Annotated in this window: 15 protein-coding genes; 2 read left to right on the forward strand and 13 right to left on the reverse strand. The window is 61.9% G+C overall.

All coding sequences use genetic code 11. The annotated features are described in order from the left end of the window. Window position 1: 1 nt before the first annotated feature. From AB8B20_RS05380 to AB8B20_RS05395, 4 genes are all read right to left on the reverse strand, one after another. Window positions 2–1,153, reverse strand: coding sequence for an ABC transporter substrate-binding protein (locus tag AB8B20_RS05380; protein WP_439071889.1), 1,152 nt, complete (start codon window positions 1,151–1,153; stop codon window positions 2–4). A gap of 67 nt (window positions 1,154–1,220) precedes the next feature. Beyond that, window positions 1,221–1,985, reverse strand: a complete 765-nt coding sequence (locus AB8B20_RS05385; protein WP_439071890.1) for an HpcH/HpaI aldolase family protein — start codon at window positions 1,983–1,985, stop codon at window positions 1,221–1,223. Between the two features lie 39 nt (window positions 1,986–2,024). Next, a complete protein-coding gene (locus AB8B20_RS05390; protein WP_439071891.1) occupies window positions 2,025–2,924 on the reverse strand; it encodes a hypothetical protein in 900 nt (299 codons plus the stop codon). 79 nt (window positions 2,925–3,003) lie between these two features. After that, on the reverse strand, window positions 3,004–3,945 hold the full coding sequence (locus AB8B20_RS05395) for a DUF6282 family protein (protein WP_439071892.1): 942 nt from the start codon (window positions 3,943–3,945) through the stop codon (window positions 3,004–3,006). 217 nt (window positions 3,946–4,162) lie between these two features. On the opposite strand from AB8B20_RS05395, the gene AB8B20_RS05400 reads away from it, so the two are divergent. Then, a complete protein-coding gene (locus AB8B20_RS05400) occupies window positions 4,163–4,984 on the forward strand; it encodes an IclR family transcriptional regulator (RefSeq protein ID WP_089265626.1) in 822 nt (273 codons plus the stop codon). Here AB8B20_RS05400 and AB8B20_RS05405 read toward each other — a convergent pair. The 6 genes from AB8B20_RS05405 to AB8B20_RS05430 form a co-directional block, all read right to left on the reverse strand. Next, on the reverse strand, window positions 4,981–6,027 hold the full coding sequence (locus tag AB8B20_RS05405) for a tRNA-dihydrouridine synthase (RefSeq protein ID WP_439071893.1): 1,047 nt from the start codon (window positions 6,025–6,027) through the stop codon (window positions 4,981–4,983). The two genes, AB8B20_RS05400 and AB8B20_RS05405, sit on opposite strands and share 4 nt — an antisense overlap. Before the next feature lie 14 nt (window positions 6,028–6,041). After that, on the reverse strand, window positions 6,042–6,944 hold the full coding sequence (locus AB8B20_RS05410) for a 3-keto-5-aminohexanoate cleavage protein (protein ID WP_439071894.1): 903 nt from the start codon (window positions 6,942–6,944) through the stop codon (window positions 6,042–6,044). 90 nt (window positions 6,945–7,034) lie between these two features. After that, the gene (locus tag AB8B20_RS05415; RefSeq protein ID WP_439071895.1) at window positions 7,035–8,081 is read right to left on the reverse strand and encodes an Ldh family oxidoreductase; all 1,047 of its coding nucleotides are present in this window, start codon (window positions 8,079–8,081) and stop codon (window positions 7,035–7,037) included. 18 nt (window positions 8,082–8,099) lie between these two features. Then, the gene (locus tag AB8B20_RS05420; protein WP_439071896.1) at window positions 8,100–9,140 is read right to left on the reverse strand and encodes an NAD(P)H-quinone oxidoreductase; all 1,041 of its coding nucleotides are present in this window, start codon (window positions 9,138–9,140) and stop codon (window positions 8,100–8,102) included. Continuing rightward, window positions 9,137–10,477: an MFS transporter gene (locus AB8B20_RS05425; RefSeq protein WP_439071897.1), complete on the reverse strand. Its 1,341-nt coding sequence runs from the start codon at window positions 10,475–10,477 to the stop codon at window positions 9,137–9,139. The genes AB8B20_RS05420 and AB8B20_RS05425 overlap by 4 nt, the downstream gene beginning before the upstream one ends. Before the next feature lie 58 nt (window positions 10,478–10,535). Further along, entirely contained in the window at window positions 10,536–11,498 is a 963-nt protein-coding gene (locus AB8B20_RS05430) for a DUF6282 family protein (protein ID WP_439071898.1), read from the reverse strand. 358 nt (window positions 11,499–11,856) lie between these two features. On the opposite strand from AB8B20_RS05430, the gene AB8B20_RS05435 reads away from it, so the two are divergent. Beyond that, on the forward strand, window positions 11,857–12,633 hold the full coding sequence (locus tag AB8B20_RS05435; protein WP_439071899.1) for a DNA-binding transcriptional regulator: 777 nt from the start codon (window positions 11,857–11,859) through the stop codon (window positions 12,631–12,633). 149 nt (window positions 12,634–12,782) lie between these two features. Here AB8B20_RS05435 and AB8B20_RS05440 read toward each other — a convergent pair whose 3' ends face one another. Genes AB8B20_RS05440 through AB8B20_RS05450 form a run of 3 tightly spaced genes read right to left on the reverse strand, consistent with a single transcriptional unit; the run spans window position 12,783 to window position 15,317 of the window. Next, window positions 12,783–13,559, reverse strand: a complete 777-nt coding sequence (locus AB8B20_RS05440; protein ID WP_439071900.1) for an ABC transporter permease — start codon at window positions 13,557–13,559, stop codon at window positions 12,783–12,785. A gap of 7 nt (window positions 13,560–13,566) precedes the next feature. Then, window positions 13,567–14,349: an ABC transporter ATP-binding protein gene (locus tag AB8B20_RS05445; RefSeq protein WP_439071901.1), complete on the reverse strand. Its 783-nt coding sequence runs from the start codon at window positions 14,347–14,349 to the stop codon at window positions 13,567–13,569. Further along, window positions 14,346–15,317 (reverse strand): ABC transporter substrate-binding protein, encoded by a 972-nt coding sequence (locus AB8B20_RS05450; protein WP_439071902.1) that lies wholly within the window; start codon window positions 15,315–15,317, stop codon window positions 14,346–14,348. Before AB8B20_RS05450 ends, AB8B20_RS05445 begins: the two co-directional genes overlap by 4 nt. Between the last annotated feature and the right edge of the window lie 42 nt (window positions 15,318–15,359).

The raw sequence follows: 15,359 nt of genomic DNA on the forward strand, positions 1-15,359 counted from the left end.
GTCACTTCTTGAGAACCAGAACGCCGTCCTTCACGGAGGCGATCACGTAGGGATTCTTGATAATCCCGATATGGTTCTCCGCGCTGAAGTCGTAGGACGCGCCCGCACCGTCGTAATGGCCGAGTTTCTCGAACGCATCGCGTACGGCCGTCCCATCGGTCGAATTCGCCTTCTTCATGGCGGCAGCCATCATCATGATCGAGTCCCAGGCGCGCGAGGCCTGCGCGTTGTCGGACTTGCCGAACTTCGCCTTCATCGCATTGACGAACGGCTCCGCGGCCGTGCGGGCGGCGGGATCCGTGATGACCTTGATGTCGTCGGCTGCCACCTGAATAAGTGGCGACGGGACCAGATACTGGTCGCCAAGCACCTTGCCCGCCGAGAGCAGAATATCGAGCTCGTTGATACTGCCCAGCATCAGCATCTTGGTCAGGCCGAGGCTGCGGATGTTGTTGACGACGGTTACCACCGCATTGCCTTGCCCCAGCATGATGATCGCCCCGGCGCCAGCCGCATTGATGCGCCCGATCTGAACGCTGAAGTCGGCGTCGTCCTGCTGGTAGGACTCATTGGCCACGACGGTCAGTCCGAATTCTTCGGCGCCCTTTTCCGCTAGGCCGCGCATCAACAGGCTGTACGGGCTCGGATCGGAGAGGATTCCGACCTTACGGATATCGGTCTTGTCCTTGAGATACTGATAGCGCGCATCCACCTCGAATTTGGGTGGCGGCAGGAACTGGAAGGCCCACTTCTGCTCGTCCGGCTGGCGCGGCAGAATGGAACAGAGAAACATCGGCAACTTGGCTCTGGAGACGAAGCTCGCGGCGGCAAAGTTGCCGGCCGAGATGCAGCCGCTGTCGAAGGCGGCGACCTTGTCGTCTGTCATCATTTTCCGATAGACGACCACTGCCTGCTGCGGCGTCGACTTGTTGTCTTCGATCACCAGTTCGAGCTTCTTGCCCAGGACGCCGCCTTGCGCATTGACCGCCTCAATGGCGATCTGCATCCCGTCACGCCAGTGACCGTCGGTCGCCGACCCGTATCCCGTCAAACCCAGTGACGATCCGATCTTGATCGTCTGCTGCGCTGACGCCGGCAGTGCCAGCGCGAGCGCGAACAGCGTGGCGCAGATTGACGCCTTGTGTGGTCTCATGTCTCCGTCCCCCTGTCTGTTTTTTCAGCTTGAGCGCTGATTGCAGATTGATCGATCTAACGCGTGCTCATCCAACCTTGTCCCGGACATCGCGCAGGGCGGCAGTCGCCGCCTGGCGCAGAAAGCCCTGGTCCGACGAGAGCACGAAGACGTTGGCGCCGAGCGAATTCAACCAGGCGGCCTCGCTCGCACTGCCAACATAGACGCTGATCGGCTTGTTGGCCTTGCGTGCTGCCTCCGAGATGCGTTCCACTGCGCGCAACACATCGGGCGGATCTTTCGATTCATCGCCAAAGGCCGCGGTCAGGTCGCCCCGCCCAATAAACAGCGAGTCGACGCCGTCGACGGCGGCGATGGCGTCAATCTCGTCCAGCGCCACCGGATCCTCGATCTGGGCTACGAACACCATCCGGGCATCCGAATCCGCAATGTGCCGCCACATCGGTATGCCGGAGTAGCGACCCGCACGCGTGCTGGTCGCAAAGCCGCGGCTGCCGCCACGATACCGCAACATTCCCGCCACCTCGCGCGCATAGGCCGCGCTCTTCACATGGGGGACCAGGACGCCGGTGGCGCCGCAATCCAGCACCGAGAGAATGGCCTCCGGTCCCGGCACCCGAACCAGCGCCGGCGTGTCGGTTGCCCGCGCAGCCATCAGCGCGATGTCGCTGCTGGTGCGATCGAATGGACCGTGCTCCTGATCGATCACGACGAAATCATAGCCGATATCGCCGAGGATTTCGGTGCCGTGACCGGTCGGTGTCTTCAGAAACGTGCCGACAAGTTTCTGACCGCCAAGCATGCGCTGCCGGAATGTGGAAGCAGTTGTCATCTTTGATAATCCTGTTGCCGTTGCTGGGTGGACTGCCGGTTACGGCATCGGATATTCATCGGCGTTCAGAATCCAGCCGGACTTCTGCGAGAAGTCGAGCCGCGGCGGACAGAAGATGTCGACGAGCTGATTGAAGTCACTCCCACAGGCCTCGGTTGTGTGGATCGAGGGGGGCGGAATGACTGCGATGGACGGGGTCTTGCACAGTTCGTGATCGTCCTTGCGCCAGTTCTTCTTGTTGATCGTCCAGGGCCAGCGCAGATGGTGAATGAACTCCCCTTCAACCGCGAGCGAGCACTGCTCGAAATCGTCGTGATGGTGCGGCGACAGTTTGCTGGGATCGCGGGGGCCGTTATAGCCGTCGAGATAGTTCACCATGATGGTGGTGCAGCGCCAGATGCGACCGAAGCGGCCCGGCTCCGGCGGCACGTCGAGGCTGTAGACGCGCAGACGAAAGCCATCTTTCGGCGCGGGCCACGGCACCAGCGGTGCGACGTAGGGCTTGGCCGTGGCATATGATGCTGCATTGGCGCATTTCGCCGCAAGATCCTCCGACCGCGTGGTGAAGATGCGAACGATCTTGCCGGCTTCAATGATCTTGATGCTTGACTGTCCTGGCGGCACGAAGGCCAGCGACCGGCCGTTGACGCGCTTCGTGCCCTCCGCCGTGGTGATCTCCACGACCACCTTGGGGTCGGACAACAGCACGGCGTATTCGTCCGGCTGCTCCTCACGCGCCAGCACACCGCCGGCTTTTCCCTCCGTATGCACGACTAGGAAGTTCTGCCCGCGCCCATACCAGCTCCTGCCTGACGGCCCATCCTCCTGCGGCGGCTCGTCGTAGAAGCGGAGATATTCGGCCTGACCGAAAGGACCTGCCGGCGCGGCGCCTGCGGCTGCGGGCGCAAGCTTGGCCCTCGGATCGGTGGTGTCGTACATGTGGAATCTCCCTTGGTGTCAATTCTGGGAGCCGGCCTTTCACGATGCGCCGGCCTGAGTCTGTATCTTGTCCGGAAGGCTAACTGGCCCGCGCCGCAGCTACATCCGCTTCGATGCCAAGCGCGCGCGCGGTGTTGCTGGAGACCATCTTGCGGATCTGATCGTCGTCGTAGCCCAGATCCATGCAGAGCCTGATGCCGCGGCGGAATCCGTCGAGCGGGCTGAAGGTTCCGGTCTGGCCAAGGTCGGAGCACAGTATCGTCTGCCCCACGCCCGCGGCCTCGATCTGGTCGCGCAGATCCTCGGCCTCACGGCTCTTGAACTTGCAGCCATCGAGGAACATGCAGAGCGAGTGCTCGACGAAGGCCCCCATCGCCGCGATGCCTTTAACGTCGTTCAACGACGCGTCGACGATGTCCTCCGGATGAGTGAACACCAGACGCTTGACACCGCGGCGCTGCGCCTCTTCGAAGATCAGCCAGGTCTCGCTGACATGCAGGTGACCGCTGGCCAGCACCATGTCGTTGCGCGCGACGATATCGAGAATTTCCTTCATGTCGTCGCGTACCGACTTGTCGTCGTTCAGCACGGGAATGGCGGTAACCGGTCGCATCCGCTCGGTGGAAGCCGGGTGCACCCATTGAGCAGACGCCTGCCATCGCAGATGGTTTGCGGCGGCCAGCGTGGGAAGCCAGACGATCCTGCCACCCAGCGCAGCGGTGTGCTCAACCGCGTAGGGGTTGAGACCGCCCACCACATTATTGAGCACGATGCTGGAATAGATCTTCGTCTTCAGCTCGGGAAAGTGCTGCCGGATCAGCTCGGCCGTCATGACACCGCTGTAGTCGTGATCCTTGGTAACGACCGCGGCGAAACCCGCCTGCGAGGCCTGCCGAAGCAACGTGACGTGGTCGATGCCGCGCGGCGCGATGGACGGCCCGCTATGCACATGCGGATCAATCGCCCCTTTCAGCAACGCGTCGATGCGCGCCTCGACCTTGGGGTCAGTTATCTCTGTCATTCCCTCACCGCATTTTATCCCGCCGACCTTGAAGGCCGTCGATTTCGTCGATGTTCGCGAGCGCGGAACATCGTTTCGTTTAAGGATAGTGGTCAGCGCACGGTCGTGTCAATAGTTTCGGGGCTTGTCCCCGCGATGCTCCACGCATCAATCACATTGCACTTGCATTCCAGTTCGCTACGTTGTTCAGCACAGGCGAACACGAAGTTGAGAAACGATGAGCGATTCAGCATCAACCGGCGTCCACTCCGTGCAACTGGCCATCGACGTACTGGAAGCCGTTGCATTCTCGGACGATGAACTGGGCGTGACGCAGATCGCCGACCGTCTGGGCATGACGAAGGGATCGGTGCATCGGCATCTGCAGACGCTGGTCGACCGCGGCTATCTCACGCAGAACTCCAGCACCTCGCGCTACAGCATCGGTCCGAAGGGCCGGTTGCTCGCCCGGCACGCGCCTGATGCGGATCTCATCCAGCTCGCGGAAGGTCCGATGCGGCAGTTGCGCGATGCCCTTGGCCATTTCGTCGTTCTTTCCGAGATGACGCCGCGCGGCGCATTGATCCTGCACAAGCTGTCGGGCACGGCGGCGATTGAACTCGGCGTTCGCCCGGGGAGCGAATTGACCTTCCATGCGTCGGCACAGGGAAAGGTCCTGTTGGCTTTCGCCCCCAGCCCCATGAGGGCGCGCGTCCTCGCGCAGCCCTTGCAGCGTTTTACCGACAAGACCATCGTGTCCGTCCGCAAGCTCGAACAGGAATATCTGGAGATCGTGCGTCTTGGTTTTGCCACGGCCCCCGAGCAGAGCTTGATCGGGATGAATGCGGTGGCCGCGCCGATCTTCGACGCGCAGGATGCCTGCATCGCCTCGGTCGCCATCGTGGCATCGATCCAGGTCCTGCCGGAGAAGACACGGCCGTCCGACGTCGCCCAGCTCATCGAGGCGGCACGCCAGATCTCGCACAAGCTCGGGCACGGACGCGGCGCTCATCAACCACCGCCCGTCAAGCGCAGCGCGCGGACGGCGCGCCCGCGTTAAAGCTGATCGGCAATGTATTTTCTCCAGTTGTCGATGCGCAGCGGCATGTCAGCGAATGTCTTGCGCTGGTCTGCAGCCCTGCCAACCAGTTCGGCAGCGGTCATTCGCTTGCCGCGCAGGTAAGCGTCGAGTTCATCCAGCGCGGATGACAGCACGGCCGCGCCACGCAGCATCACCGCCGATGCCATCTCTACCGCGCTGGCGCCGGCGAGCATCATGCGCGCGACATCGAGACCGCTGCGTGCGCCATTGGTCGCAATCAGCGGCTTGTCGCCGCCAAGCTGTTGCCGCGACACAGCCAGCCAGTGACACGTCAGCGGCAGATTCCAGTATCCTCCGACGCCCAGCGTCGTTCCCAGAAACGGCTGCAGCGTCTCGACATCAGGCACGAAGCCGAGCAGCCGCCCGGCCATCACCACGGTTTCGCCGCCCGCGCGAAATGCTGCATCTGCCAGGTCCGGCACGCGCTCGCTCTGTCCGGTGATCTTGACCCATAGCGGAATGCCGATCGCCTGCCGTACCGCAGACACGATCATGGACACCCGCTCGGGATCGAGTTCGGTGGACACCACGCCTTTCGCCTGACTGGCATAGGGCGTGCCGATATTCAGCTCAAGGACGCGCAGGCCCGCCTGCTCGACCTGTCTGGCCATCTCGACCGTTCGCGCGAGGTCCGCAACGATCAGGCTCGCGACCGCATAGGATTCGACCTGGCTGGCCTCGCGATCGAGCTGGACCGTCTGATCGAGCCACGCATCGAAGCTCTGCGGCGTCAGGCCAGAGCGACAGGCGATGAATGCCGTGTCAGGCGCATTCGGCGTCCACGCCATTTCGCGCCACTCGCTGTCGAGCAGCATGTATTCGGCGCGCTGCAGCTGGTCACGGCCGCGCTCGGATTCGTTGATGGACTTGACCACCACCGCGCCAACGCCGGCGCGCAGCGCACGACGTACGCCTTCGGGGTCGATATGATGCTCCGCGGATCCGGCAATCAGCGGATTCTTGAGGGCCGTTCGGCCGACGGTAACGTTGAGACGCGTCATCCAGCAGACCTCCGTCAGCTTGCCGCTAGGCGGGTGGGAAGGCCGATGATCTCCCGCGCCTCGCGTGGCGGTGCGATCGCTCCGCCGAGTTCCTCGACGATGCGCCGGGCCTTCTCCACCATGGCAGCATTCGATGGCGCGAGTTGTCCGCGCGACAAATAGACGGCGTCTTCCAGACCAACGCGAACGTGTCCGCCGCACAGATAGGATTGCGCGACATTGTGGAATGACGTCTTGCCGATCCCGATTGCGGTGAACTGAGCATCCGGCGGCAGCATGTTGCGGGCGTAGATGACCGTCTCAGGACTTGGCTGGAAGCCATAACGAACCCCCATGACGAAGGAACAGAGTACGGGCCCGTCGAGTGTGTTGTCCTTCAGCAGATCATTCATCAGCGCGATATCGCCGGAATCGAACAGCTCGATTTCCGGCTTTACCCCGGCCTCACGGATCACCTTCGCCATCCGCCTGACATTGCCGGGCGTATTGATGACGACTTCCCTGCCCGAATTCATGGTGTTGAGATCGAGGGTACAGATATCCGGGCGAAGCGCGGCGATGTGCTCGACACGTTTTTCAGGTGCAATCAGCGTCGTTCCCGCCGCTGCGACGCGTGGCTGGTCCGTGGATGGAACGAAACGGCCGCCGGGGCCCGTGGTGATGTTGAGGATCAGCTGGGTGTTTTTCGCGCGTATCCGGTCAACCACGTCCCGGTAATATTCGAGCTCCATGGAAGGCTTCCCGGTGGAAGGCTCCCTCACATGGATATGCACGATGGCGGCGCCGGCCTCGGCCGCCCCGAGACAGGCCTCGGCGATTTCCGCCGGCGTGATCGGCAGATGCGGTGTCTGCTCCGGGGTGGTCAGATTGCCGGTGACGGCGCAAGTGATGAAAACCTTTTGACGCGGCGCCTGCATCGCCCCTGCTCCTGTCCGTTCTGCGGCCGTCGACATGACGGCCGGTCTCATTTTAATTCTTACGGTGATGCTTTTAGGCAGCGCGTACCGTTAAGACGGCAGACGCTCCGGCGATCCGATTTCCTCTGCCAGCGCGTTCAACGTCGTGGACAATGCGCGTGGAATATCGATCCGCCCGTCATCGCCCTGGCGCTTCGTCCAACTGCGTTCACCCGGCGTACGTGGCGGCGCCTGCGCGCGCGACGCGCGAATTTTCGCGAGCTCGGCGGACGCTTCATTGCGGAAGTCTTCAGTCGACCGGAAGTGTTCGATATCGATCGCCAGAAACAGCAGCGAACACAGAAACGGCTTCGAAAGGTCGCCATAGAGCGGCGCAACCTCATCGCCGCCGGGCCCCTGCGACAGCAGGCTGCACATCAGATTGATCGCCAGCGACAGGCCGAAGCCCTTCGCGCCGCCCGACGGCAACAGCATGCCGTCGATCGCGGCCTTGGCATCCGTCGTAGGCTCGCCGTTGCGGTCGACAGCCCATGTCGGCGGGAGCGGATTCCCTTCCCGCTCATAGACGCGGATCTTGCCGAGCGCTGCCTCACTCAGCGCCATGTCCAGGACAAACTCGGGCCCGTCGGACACCGGAAGAGCGATCGAGAGAGGATTGTTACCGACCAGTTTCTCCAGACCGCCAGGAGCCGGCATCATCGGCTTGGTGTTGCACATGGCGATGCCGATGCAATCACGGGCACTTGCCTGGCGGATATACCGGGCCGCCGCACCGAAGTGAAAACTGTTGCGAACGGCCACGACACCGACACCCGTCTCTTTACTGCGCTCAATGGCTATCTGGATGGCCGCATCACCCGCCAGATGGCCGAACATGCCCTGCGCATCGAGCACAGCCATTGCCGCGCGGCTCTCAACCACAATCGGCTTCACGGCGGACGACACGCTCCCGAGGCGAAGCCGGCGAATATACATGTCCGCCTGCGACAGGCCGTGCGACGGGAGACCTGCGACATCGGCGTCTACCAGCGCACATGCGATCTGTCTGGACGCCGGCAATGGAAGGCCGGCGCGCTCGAACAGATCGGCGAGAAACTTCTCGGCCGCCGCGACCGGCGTTGACAGGACATCACTCATCACGTCGTCTTTCGTGCTCTAGTTCTGTCGACCGTCCGGCACCACATAGGCAAGGGCCGGATCGACAATCAGCACGACCTTGCCGATCTGTTCATTGGCATCCATCAGGGCATGCGCCTTGGCCATGTCCTCCAGCGGAAATGCCGCGCAGATGCTGAGCCGCATCCGCCGATCCTCAAGCAATGGCCAGACCTCGCGCATCAGGGCCTTGGCAATCCAGCCTTTGTATTCCGGCGGTCGTGGCCGTATCGTCGACCCCGTCAGCGTCAGCCGGCGGCGCACGATCTGCCGGACATTGATGTCGGCGCGCTCACCGAGGTGGCTCGCGATCAGGACAAGACGACCATCGAAGGCCAGCAGTTCCAGCTCCAGATTGGTGTAAGGACCAGCCTGCGAGTCGAGGATGACGTTGATGCCCTGCCCCTGCGTCGCTTCCACCAGCGGCTTGACCCAATCGCAGCGATAGTCGAGCGCGATCTCCGCGCCGAGATCGCGACAGATCTGACGCTTGGTTTCCGACCCGGCCGTGGCGAAGACACGCGCCGATCGCAGCAGCTTTGCGATCTGGATGGTCGCCATGCCGACACCGCTGGTGCCACCCTGTACGAGGATGCTCTCACCCTCCGCCAACTTGCCGAGAAGAATGACGTTGTTCCAGCAGGTGAACAGCACCTCGGGAAGTACCGCCGCTTGCGCGAAGTCGTATCCCCGAGGGATCGACATGCATTGCACGGCAGGCACGCTGCAATACTCCGCATAGCCGCCGCCGGTGACCAGCGCGCAGACCGCACTGCCGACCCGCGGCCAGTTCACGTCAGGCGCCGTCGCGACCACGATGCCCGCGATATCGAGGCCGGGAATTTCCGTTGCGCCGGGCGGCGGCGGATAGAGTCCGCGGCGCTGCTGGATGTCTGGCCGGTTCACGCCGGCCGCCACCACACGCACCAGCACTTCGCCGCGCGCCAGCGTCGGCAAGGCCTCTTCACCGAGCGTCAACACCTCGGGACCGCCAAAGCGGGCCATCCTGACCGCCCGCATGTCCGACGGAAGAGTCGTCATGACGCGGTCTGCCGGCGAGCGGCAGCAGCCGTAACAGTGACCTCGCTCTCGCCGTCGGTCTTCGGCAGGACGCGCCATGTCAGCAACATCGCGAACGCGCTGACGGCAAGCAGACCCAGGCTGAGGGCGGGTACCGACATCGCAGCCAGCGCACTGCCCGACAAGCTCGCGACCCACGGCATGAGATTCTGCGCAGCAAAGCCACCGAGACTGCCGATCGTGCTGATGGCTGCAATCGCCGCCGCCGCATGTGCTCCCTTGAAGATCTGCGACGGCAGATACCAGAAGCACGGAAACATCAGCGAGACGCATGGGGTGCCGACCGCGAGCGCCACATAACGCATCCAGTTCTCGGTCAGCAGGGTCGAGGTGAAGAACGCCCCCATTCCGCACAGGGCGATCACCGCCATGCCGATCAGGACTGTGCGGTGCTCGCGCAGATGGCGCGGGAGCCAGACAAGGACCGCGGCAGCCACCGCCCATGGCAGTGCATTCAGCACACCGTTCTGCGTGCCGGTCGTGCCGAACCCTTTGACCACCGTTGGCAACCAATAGATGATTCCGTAGAGCGACAGCGTGATCAGCGTGTAGACGAACGAAAACCACCACACCCTTGCGTCAATCAGGACGCGGAGCGGACTGGTGTGCATCGTGGTGGCGATTTCATCACGACTGAGCGCGTCCGCCAGCCGCGCCTTCTCATCGAACGACAGGAAACCGGCCGTCTGCGGGTTGTCGGGAAGATAGCGCATCACCAGAACGAACAGGATAGCCGCAGGCGCGCCGGTGGCGATGAAGACCCATTGCCAGCCGGCTAGACCGAGCATGCCGTCGAAATCCAGCAGGATGCCGCCGAACAGCGAGCCGAACATGTTGCCGAGCGGACTGCCGATGGTGAGAAGCGCCACGGCCTGCACGCGGTAGCGCTTGGGAAACCAGAGCGTGAGGTAGAAGATGATGCCCGGATACGCGCCCGCCTCGGCCACGCCGACCAGGAAGCGCACCGCCGCAAACATCGAGCCGGTCATGCTGAAACCCAGCAGCACCGTCAGCATGCCCCATGTCAGCAGGATACGCGCAAACCAGAGCCGCGCACCGAGCCTGTGCGCGGCCAGCGCGCTCGGGATTTCAAAGAACGAATAGCCGATAAAGAACAGCGAGGACGCCAGTCCGTACACGGTCTCGGACATGCCCAGGCTGCTGGCCATCTGCAGTTTGGCGTAGCCGACATTCGACCGGTCGATCACGGCCAGCATCATCATCGCCATCACAAGCGGCATGACCCGCCACATGACGCGATTCATCAGGGCTTCTTCGCTTTCGCGATCCACGTTCATGGTTTCCTCGTCGATCTTGTTGGCCGACCTTCCCCGGTCGTTCTTGTCGGTCAGGATTCTATTGAGCGGCGCGCTTCGCCGGCAGATCGAGAAATGCCGCCGCGTTCTCGCTGATCAGTTTCCTGATCGAGGCGTGCGGCATCTGCAGATCGAGCAGCATCTGCGTGACGCGACGGAAACCATCCACCGGACGCTGCGAACCGAGCAGGCCCAGATCGGACGACAGAATGGTACTATCCACGCCGGCGACCTCGATGAGGTGGGCCAGATCGTCCCCGCTGAACTTCTTGGACTTGCCTTCGATGAACATGCAGATGGAATGTTCCATCGTCACGCCGAGCGCGACCAACTGGCGAATATCGCTATCGGCAAAGCCGACCACGTAAGTCGGATGATTGACCATCATCTTCTTGACGCCGCGGCGTTTGGCCTCCTCGAAGAGGACGTGCTGCTCCGAGACGTGGAGGTGACCGCCAGCCAGGATGATGTTGGCCTCCGCGATCAGATCGATGACCTTCTTCGTGTCATCCGTGAGCTTGCCGTTGGCGTCCAGCGCCGTGAGCGGGATCGGATCCAGCATCTTCTGGGATGTCTTCGGGAATGTCTTGGCCTGACCGCTGGCCTGAACATTGATATGGTTTGCGGCTGACAACGTCGGCATCCAGACGATCTTGCCGCCGAGCTTGATCGCATGATCGACCGCGTGCGGATTGATGCCGCCGGATGCATTGTTCAGCGCCACGCCCGAATACAAGTGAACGCCGAGCTGCGGAAACAGCTTTTCCAGAATGATGGCATGCGCCATTCCGGGATAGAAGTGATCCTTATACAGCACCGCGCGAAAACCCGCCGCGGCAGCGTCCAGCATCTCCTCATGGTGATCAAGTATCCGCGGCATCGCGGCAGGCCCGCTGTGGCAATGCAGATCGATCGCATCGACCAGCAGCTCCTCGACCTCCTTCGGACGCGAGAGCGGCGGGAGCGCGACAGTGTCAGGATATGAAACGGAATTCTCGGCCATGATGGCTGCCCTTCAGTGGATGCTGGTTCTGAGAAAATGGCAATCTGCCGATGAATGGTGGGGCCGTAGCCCACGCCTCATCGCGCGGCCCTCCCGCGTCGGCGCGTACGCGACAGATCGCAATAGCGCCCGACGTTTTCCGGACATGGCAGGTGAACTGATTGCCACGCGATACTGATGCGGCGCGACGACGCCATTGGCGCCCTGACCTCTCCGCAAGACACGGCACTTCCCCCCACGACACGGTTGCGCTTCGGTGGCCTGAAGGACACCGGCGCATTCTGTTGGGCCGATATTGCAACCAGCCGGGCCATTTGCCATATCTATTCGCCAGCGTTCCGCAGAGTGGAATCTTGGTATGGCCCCCCGTTCACCGAAGGTCGAAGCGGCAGCCCGCACGCTCATCCTGCTGGAGGAGTTGAACCGGCATCGCGTCGCGTCGATCCAGATCCTTCATCTCGCGACGGGCCTGCCGAAGTCGACCATCGTTCGGCTGATGAAATCGCTGTGCGCCATGGGCTATGCCGCCAATGACCGCAGGCAAGGCGGCTACACGGTGGCGTCGCGCGTCAAATCCCTGAGCAACGGCTTTCACGGCGACCCACTGGTGGTCGAAGCCGCGCGACCCTGGGCGCTGTCCTTTACGTCACAGCATCAGTGGCCGTTGGCGATCGGCGTTCTCGACCACACGTCCGTGGTCGTGCGCTTCAGCACCATTGCGGACAGTCCAGTGTCGCCGTTCCACGGAACGATCAACATGCATCTCAGCCTGCTGCGCCGCGCACTGGGTCGCGCCTATCTGGCATTCTGCCCCATCGGGGAGCGTCTGATGTTGCTCGATCTCCTTTCGCGATCGACGGATGATGAAGATCAACTCATCGGGGATCGCGCACAGACATTGTCGATGCTGAGATCAATCCGGAAGCAAGGCTATGCCGAGCGGGATCGTGCCGTCGACCCTCGCTCATCCGGGACGATCGCCGTCCCAATCATGAGTGGCGACAAGGTGCTTGCGACCGTTGGCATGACTTATTTCATGTCTGCAATCGATCGACGTGAGTTGCTAAAAACCTTCCTGCCCAGCCTTAAGACCTTGGCAGAGAACATCTCTCGAAGCGCTGCTGTCCTCAAGTGAATACGAGCAATAACAACCGCGATTTCCACGAAGGTCGCTGGACCCGATGATGGCGACGCCAGGTCAAGTACGGGTCAGATCAAATAGGTCTAATTTGCATCTCGACGTCAGCTCTGCGCCAGAAGCGAACATCCGATCGGCAAGCTTAATTACTTTCCTGTCTGCTCGCTCCTATACCAAGGAAAAAGCCGGTACAGCACCAGCATGAACAGCGTGTCTGCGATGAATCCGAGAATTGCGAGCACCAAGATGCCGACGAAGATGTTGTCGACGCGGAACGACAATGCGGACGTCTGGATCAGATAGCCTAGTCCCGCAAGCGCGCCTGCCAGTTCCGCAGCGACCAGCACCGTGAATGAGATCGAGAGCGCTACCCGCATGCCCGAAAAGATGGGCGCGAGCGCCGCAGGGATGACGACCTTGAGCAACAGCGTTCCGCGACGCGCACCGAGACTTTGTCCTGCACGGATGAACAGCGGATTGACACCTTTCACACCGAGCAGGGTGTTGATCCAGACCGGGAAGAACGTTGCCCATCCGATCAAGGAGATCTTCGCGCCTTCATTGATCCCGAACCAGAAGATGATGAGCGGCACCAGCGCCAGCGGAGGAATCGCGCGTGCCATCTGCAGGATCGGGCCTAGCAGCGATTCCATGAACCTGCTGCGCCCAAGAATGACCCCCATGAGGATTCCCAGGCACGATCCGGCGGCATAGCCCAGCGCCATTCGGAAGACGCTCGCCCGAACATGATCCTGCAATTCTCCGGTCTTAGCGATCGCAAGTGCCGAGCCGAACACTTCCCCCGGCGACGGCAACATCACCCGGTCGACCAGGCCGCTGGTGGCAATCAGATGCCAGAGCAGGAAAAGGCCGCCGATCCCGAGCGCGCTGATCGCAACGCCTTTGAGCTTTCTCGTATCCATCCCGACGCTAGGAGCTTTCCAGGCCGATTTCGGTTTCGAAGCGGTCGTAGAGGCGAGCAAATTCGACGGAGGTGCGAGCACGGGGCTTCTCCAGTTCAATCATAACATCGGACACGACGCGACCCGGATTGGGCGACATCACAAGGACTCGATCGGCGAGCCGGATCGCTTCGTCGATATTGTGGGTCACGAACAGGATCGTCGGACGTTCGAGTTCGTGGATCCGGATCAGCTCGAGCTGAAGTCGGCTGCGGGTCATCGCGTCGAGTGCCGCGAAAGGTTCGTCCATCAAGAGGACCTTGGGGCCGGCAGCGAGCGCCCGGGCGATCGCAACACGCTGCTTCATGCCTCCCGAAAGCTGGGTCGGATAGCGATCGGCGATATGTCCGAGATTCACCAGTTCGAGATAGTGCATGGCGCGCTCGCGGCGCTTCGACGCGCTCATGCCGGCAATGCCCGGCCCGAACTCGATATTCTTCAGGACTGTCAGCCATGGAAACAGCGAATAGTCCTGAAACACCATGCCGCGGTCAGGGCCGGGGCTGTCCACGACCTTTCCGTTGACGAACACATATCCCTCGGTCGGCACCAGAAAGCCGGCGATCAGATTGAGCAACGTGGTCTTGCCGCATCCGCTCGGGCCGAGCAGACAAACGAATTGCCCCAGCGGAACAGTCAGCTTGACGTTACCCAGCGCAAGCTGCCTGGGGTCGAACCTGTAGGACACGGAATCGATCTGGATGAAGTTCGGGATCTCGGCAAATGCTTGCGGTTGGACATGCAAGCTCATGAGCGCCTCGCATCGGCCAGAACGGTCGGATCGAGATAATCCATGTAGTCAGGGACAACGGACCCCGGCCGCGCGATGCCTTCGGCAATCGCCCAATTCGCCTGGTCGATCATCTTCGCCTTCATGACGGGTGCGTCCAGCGACAGTCCTATCTCCATGCGGCTGATCGCATCCGCGGCCACTGCCGGATCCATTTGAGAGAACTGCGCGCCGATCCGGACCGATTCCGCGGCATTGGATCGCGTGAATGTGCAAGCGTGATCGAGCGCTCGCAGGGCTTTCACGAGCACAGGCCGCCGCTCACGCAATGTCTTCTCGTTGACGATGATCGACGCGAAGATCTTGTTCAGCCCGGGCTCCCTGAGGCGGTGAAACTTCTTGCCTTCGGTCTTGGCCGCCTGCGTGAGAAACGGCTCTTGCCAGACGAAGCCATCGATCGATCCGCCGTTCAGGGCCGAGAGCATTTCAGCCGGCCCCAGTCGCACGAGGGACACATCGGTGGGAGCGAGATTGTATTTCTTCAGGAGCAGGGAGAAGTAATATTGCGATGGGTTTGCCTGCACGACGGCAATGCGCTTTCCCTTCAGATCCGCGGGACTCTGGATTGCACTGGTGCAGGCAAGCTCCATATTCTCGACCTGATTGAAGGACGCGATGATCTTGACGGCCGTCTTGCTGAAGGCGCCGACGCAGACCGACATATCCGTGGAGACGCCGATATCCGCGGCTCCACCGGCGACAGATATCAGCGTTGCGGTGCCATGCGGCGACGGGATAGTGGTCGCACCGATCCCTTCGCTCTGCCAGAGCTTGCGTTCATACGCGACATACAGCGGAAGCCACGCGATCGGCAGATCATGTGCGATACGCAGTGGCGCCAAATCCTCGGCGTGAGCAGAGCGAAGACCGCCTCCGAGGGCAGCCATCAATAGTGCGGTCGCATGACGTCTGGTGATGTTCATGTCCATTTCGACTTTCCTCAGCAGTTCGAACAAAATCCGATGAGCTCG

This window comes from Tardiphaga sp. 866_E4_N1_4, from assembly GCF_052076075.1.
Taxonomy (GTDB): domain Bacteria; phylum Pseudomonadota; class Alphaproteobacteria; order Rhizobiales; family Xanthobacteraceae; genus Tardiphaga; species Tardiphaga robiniae.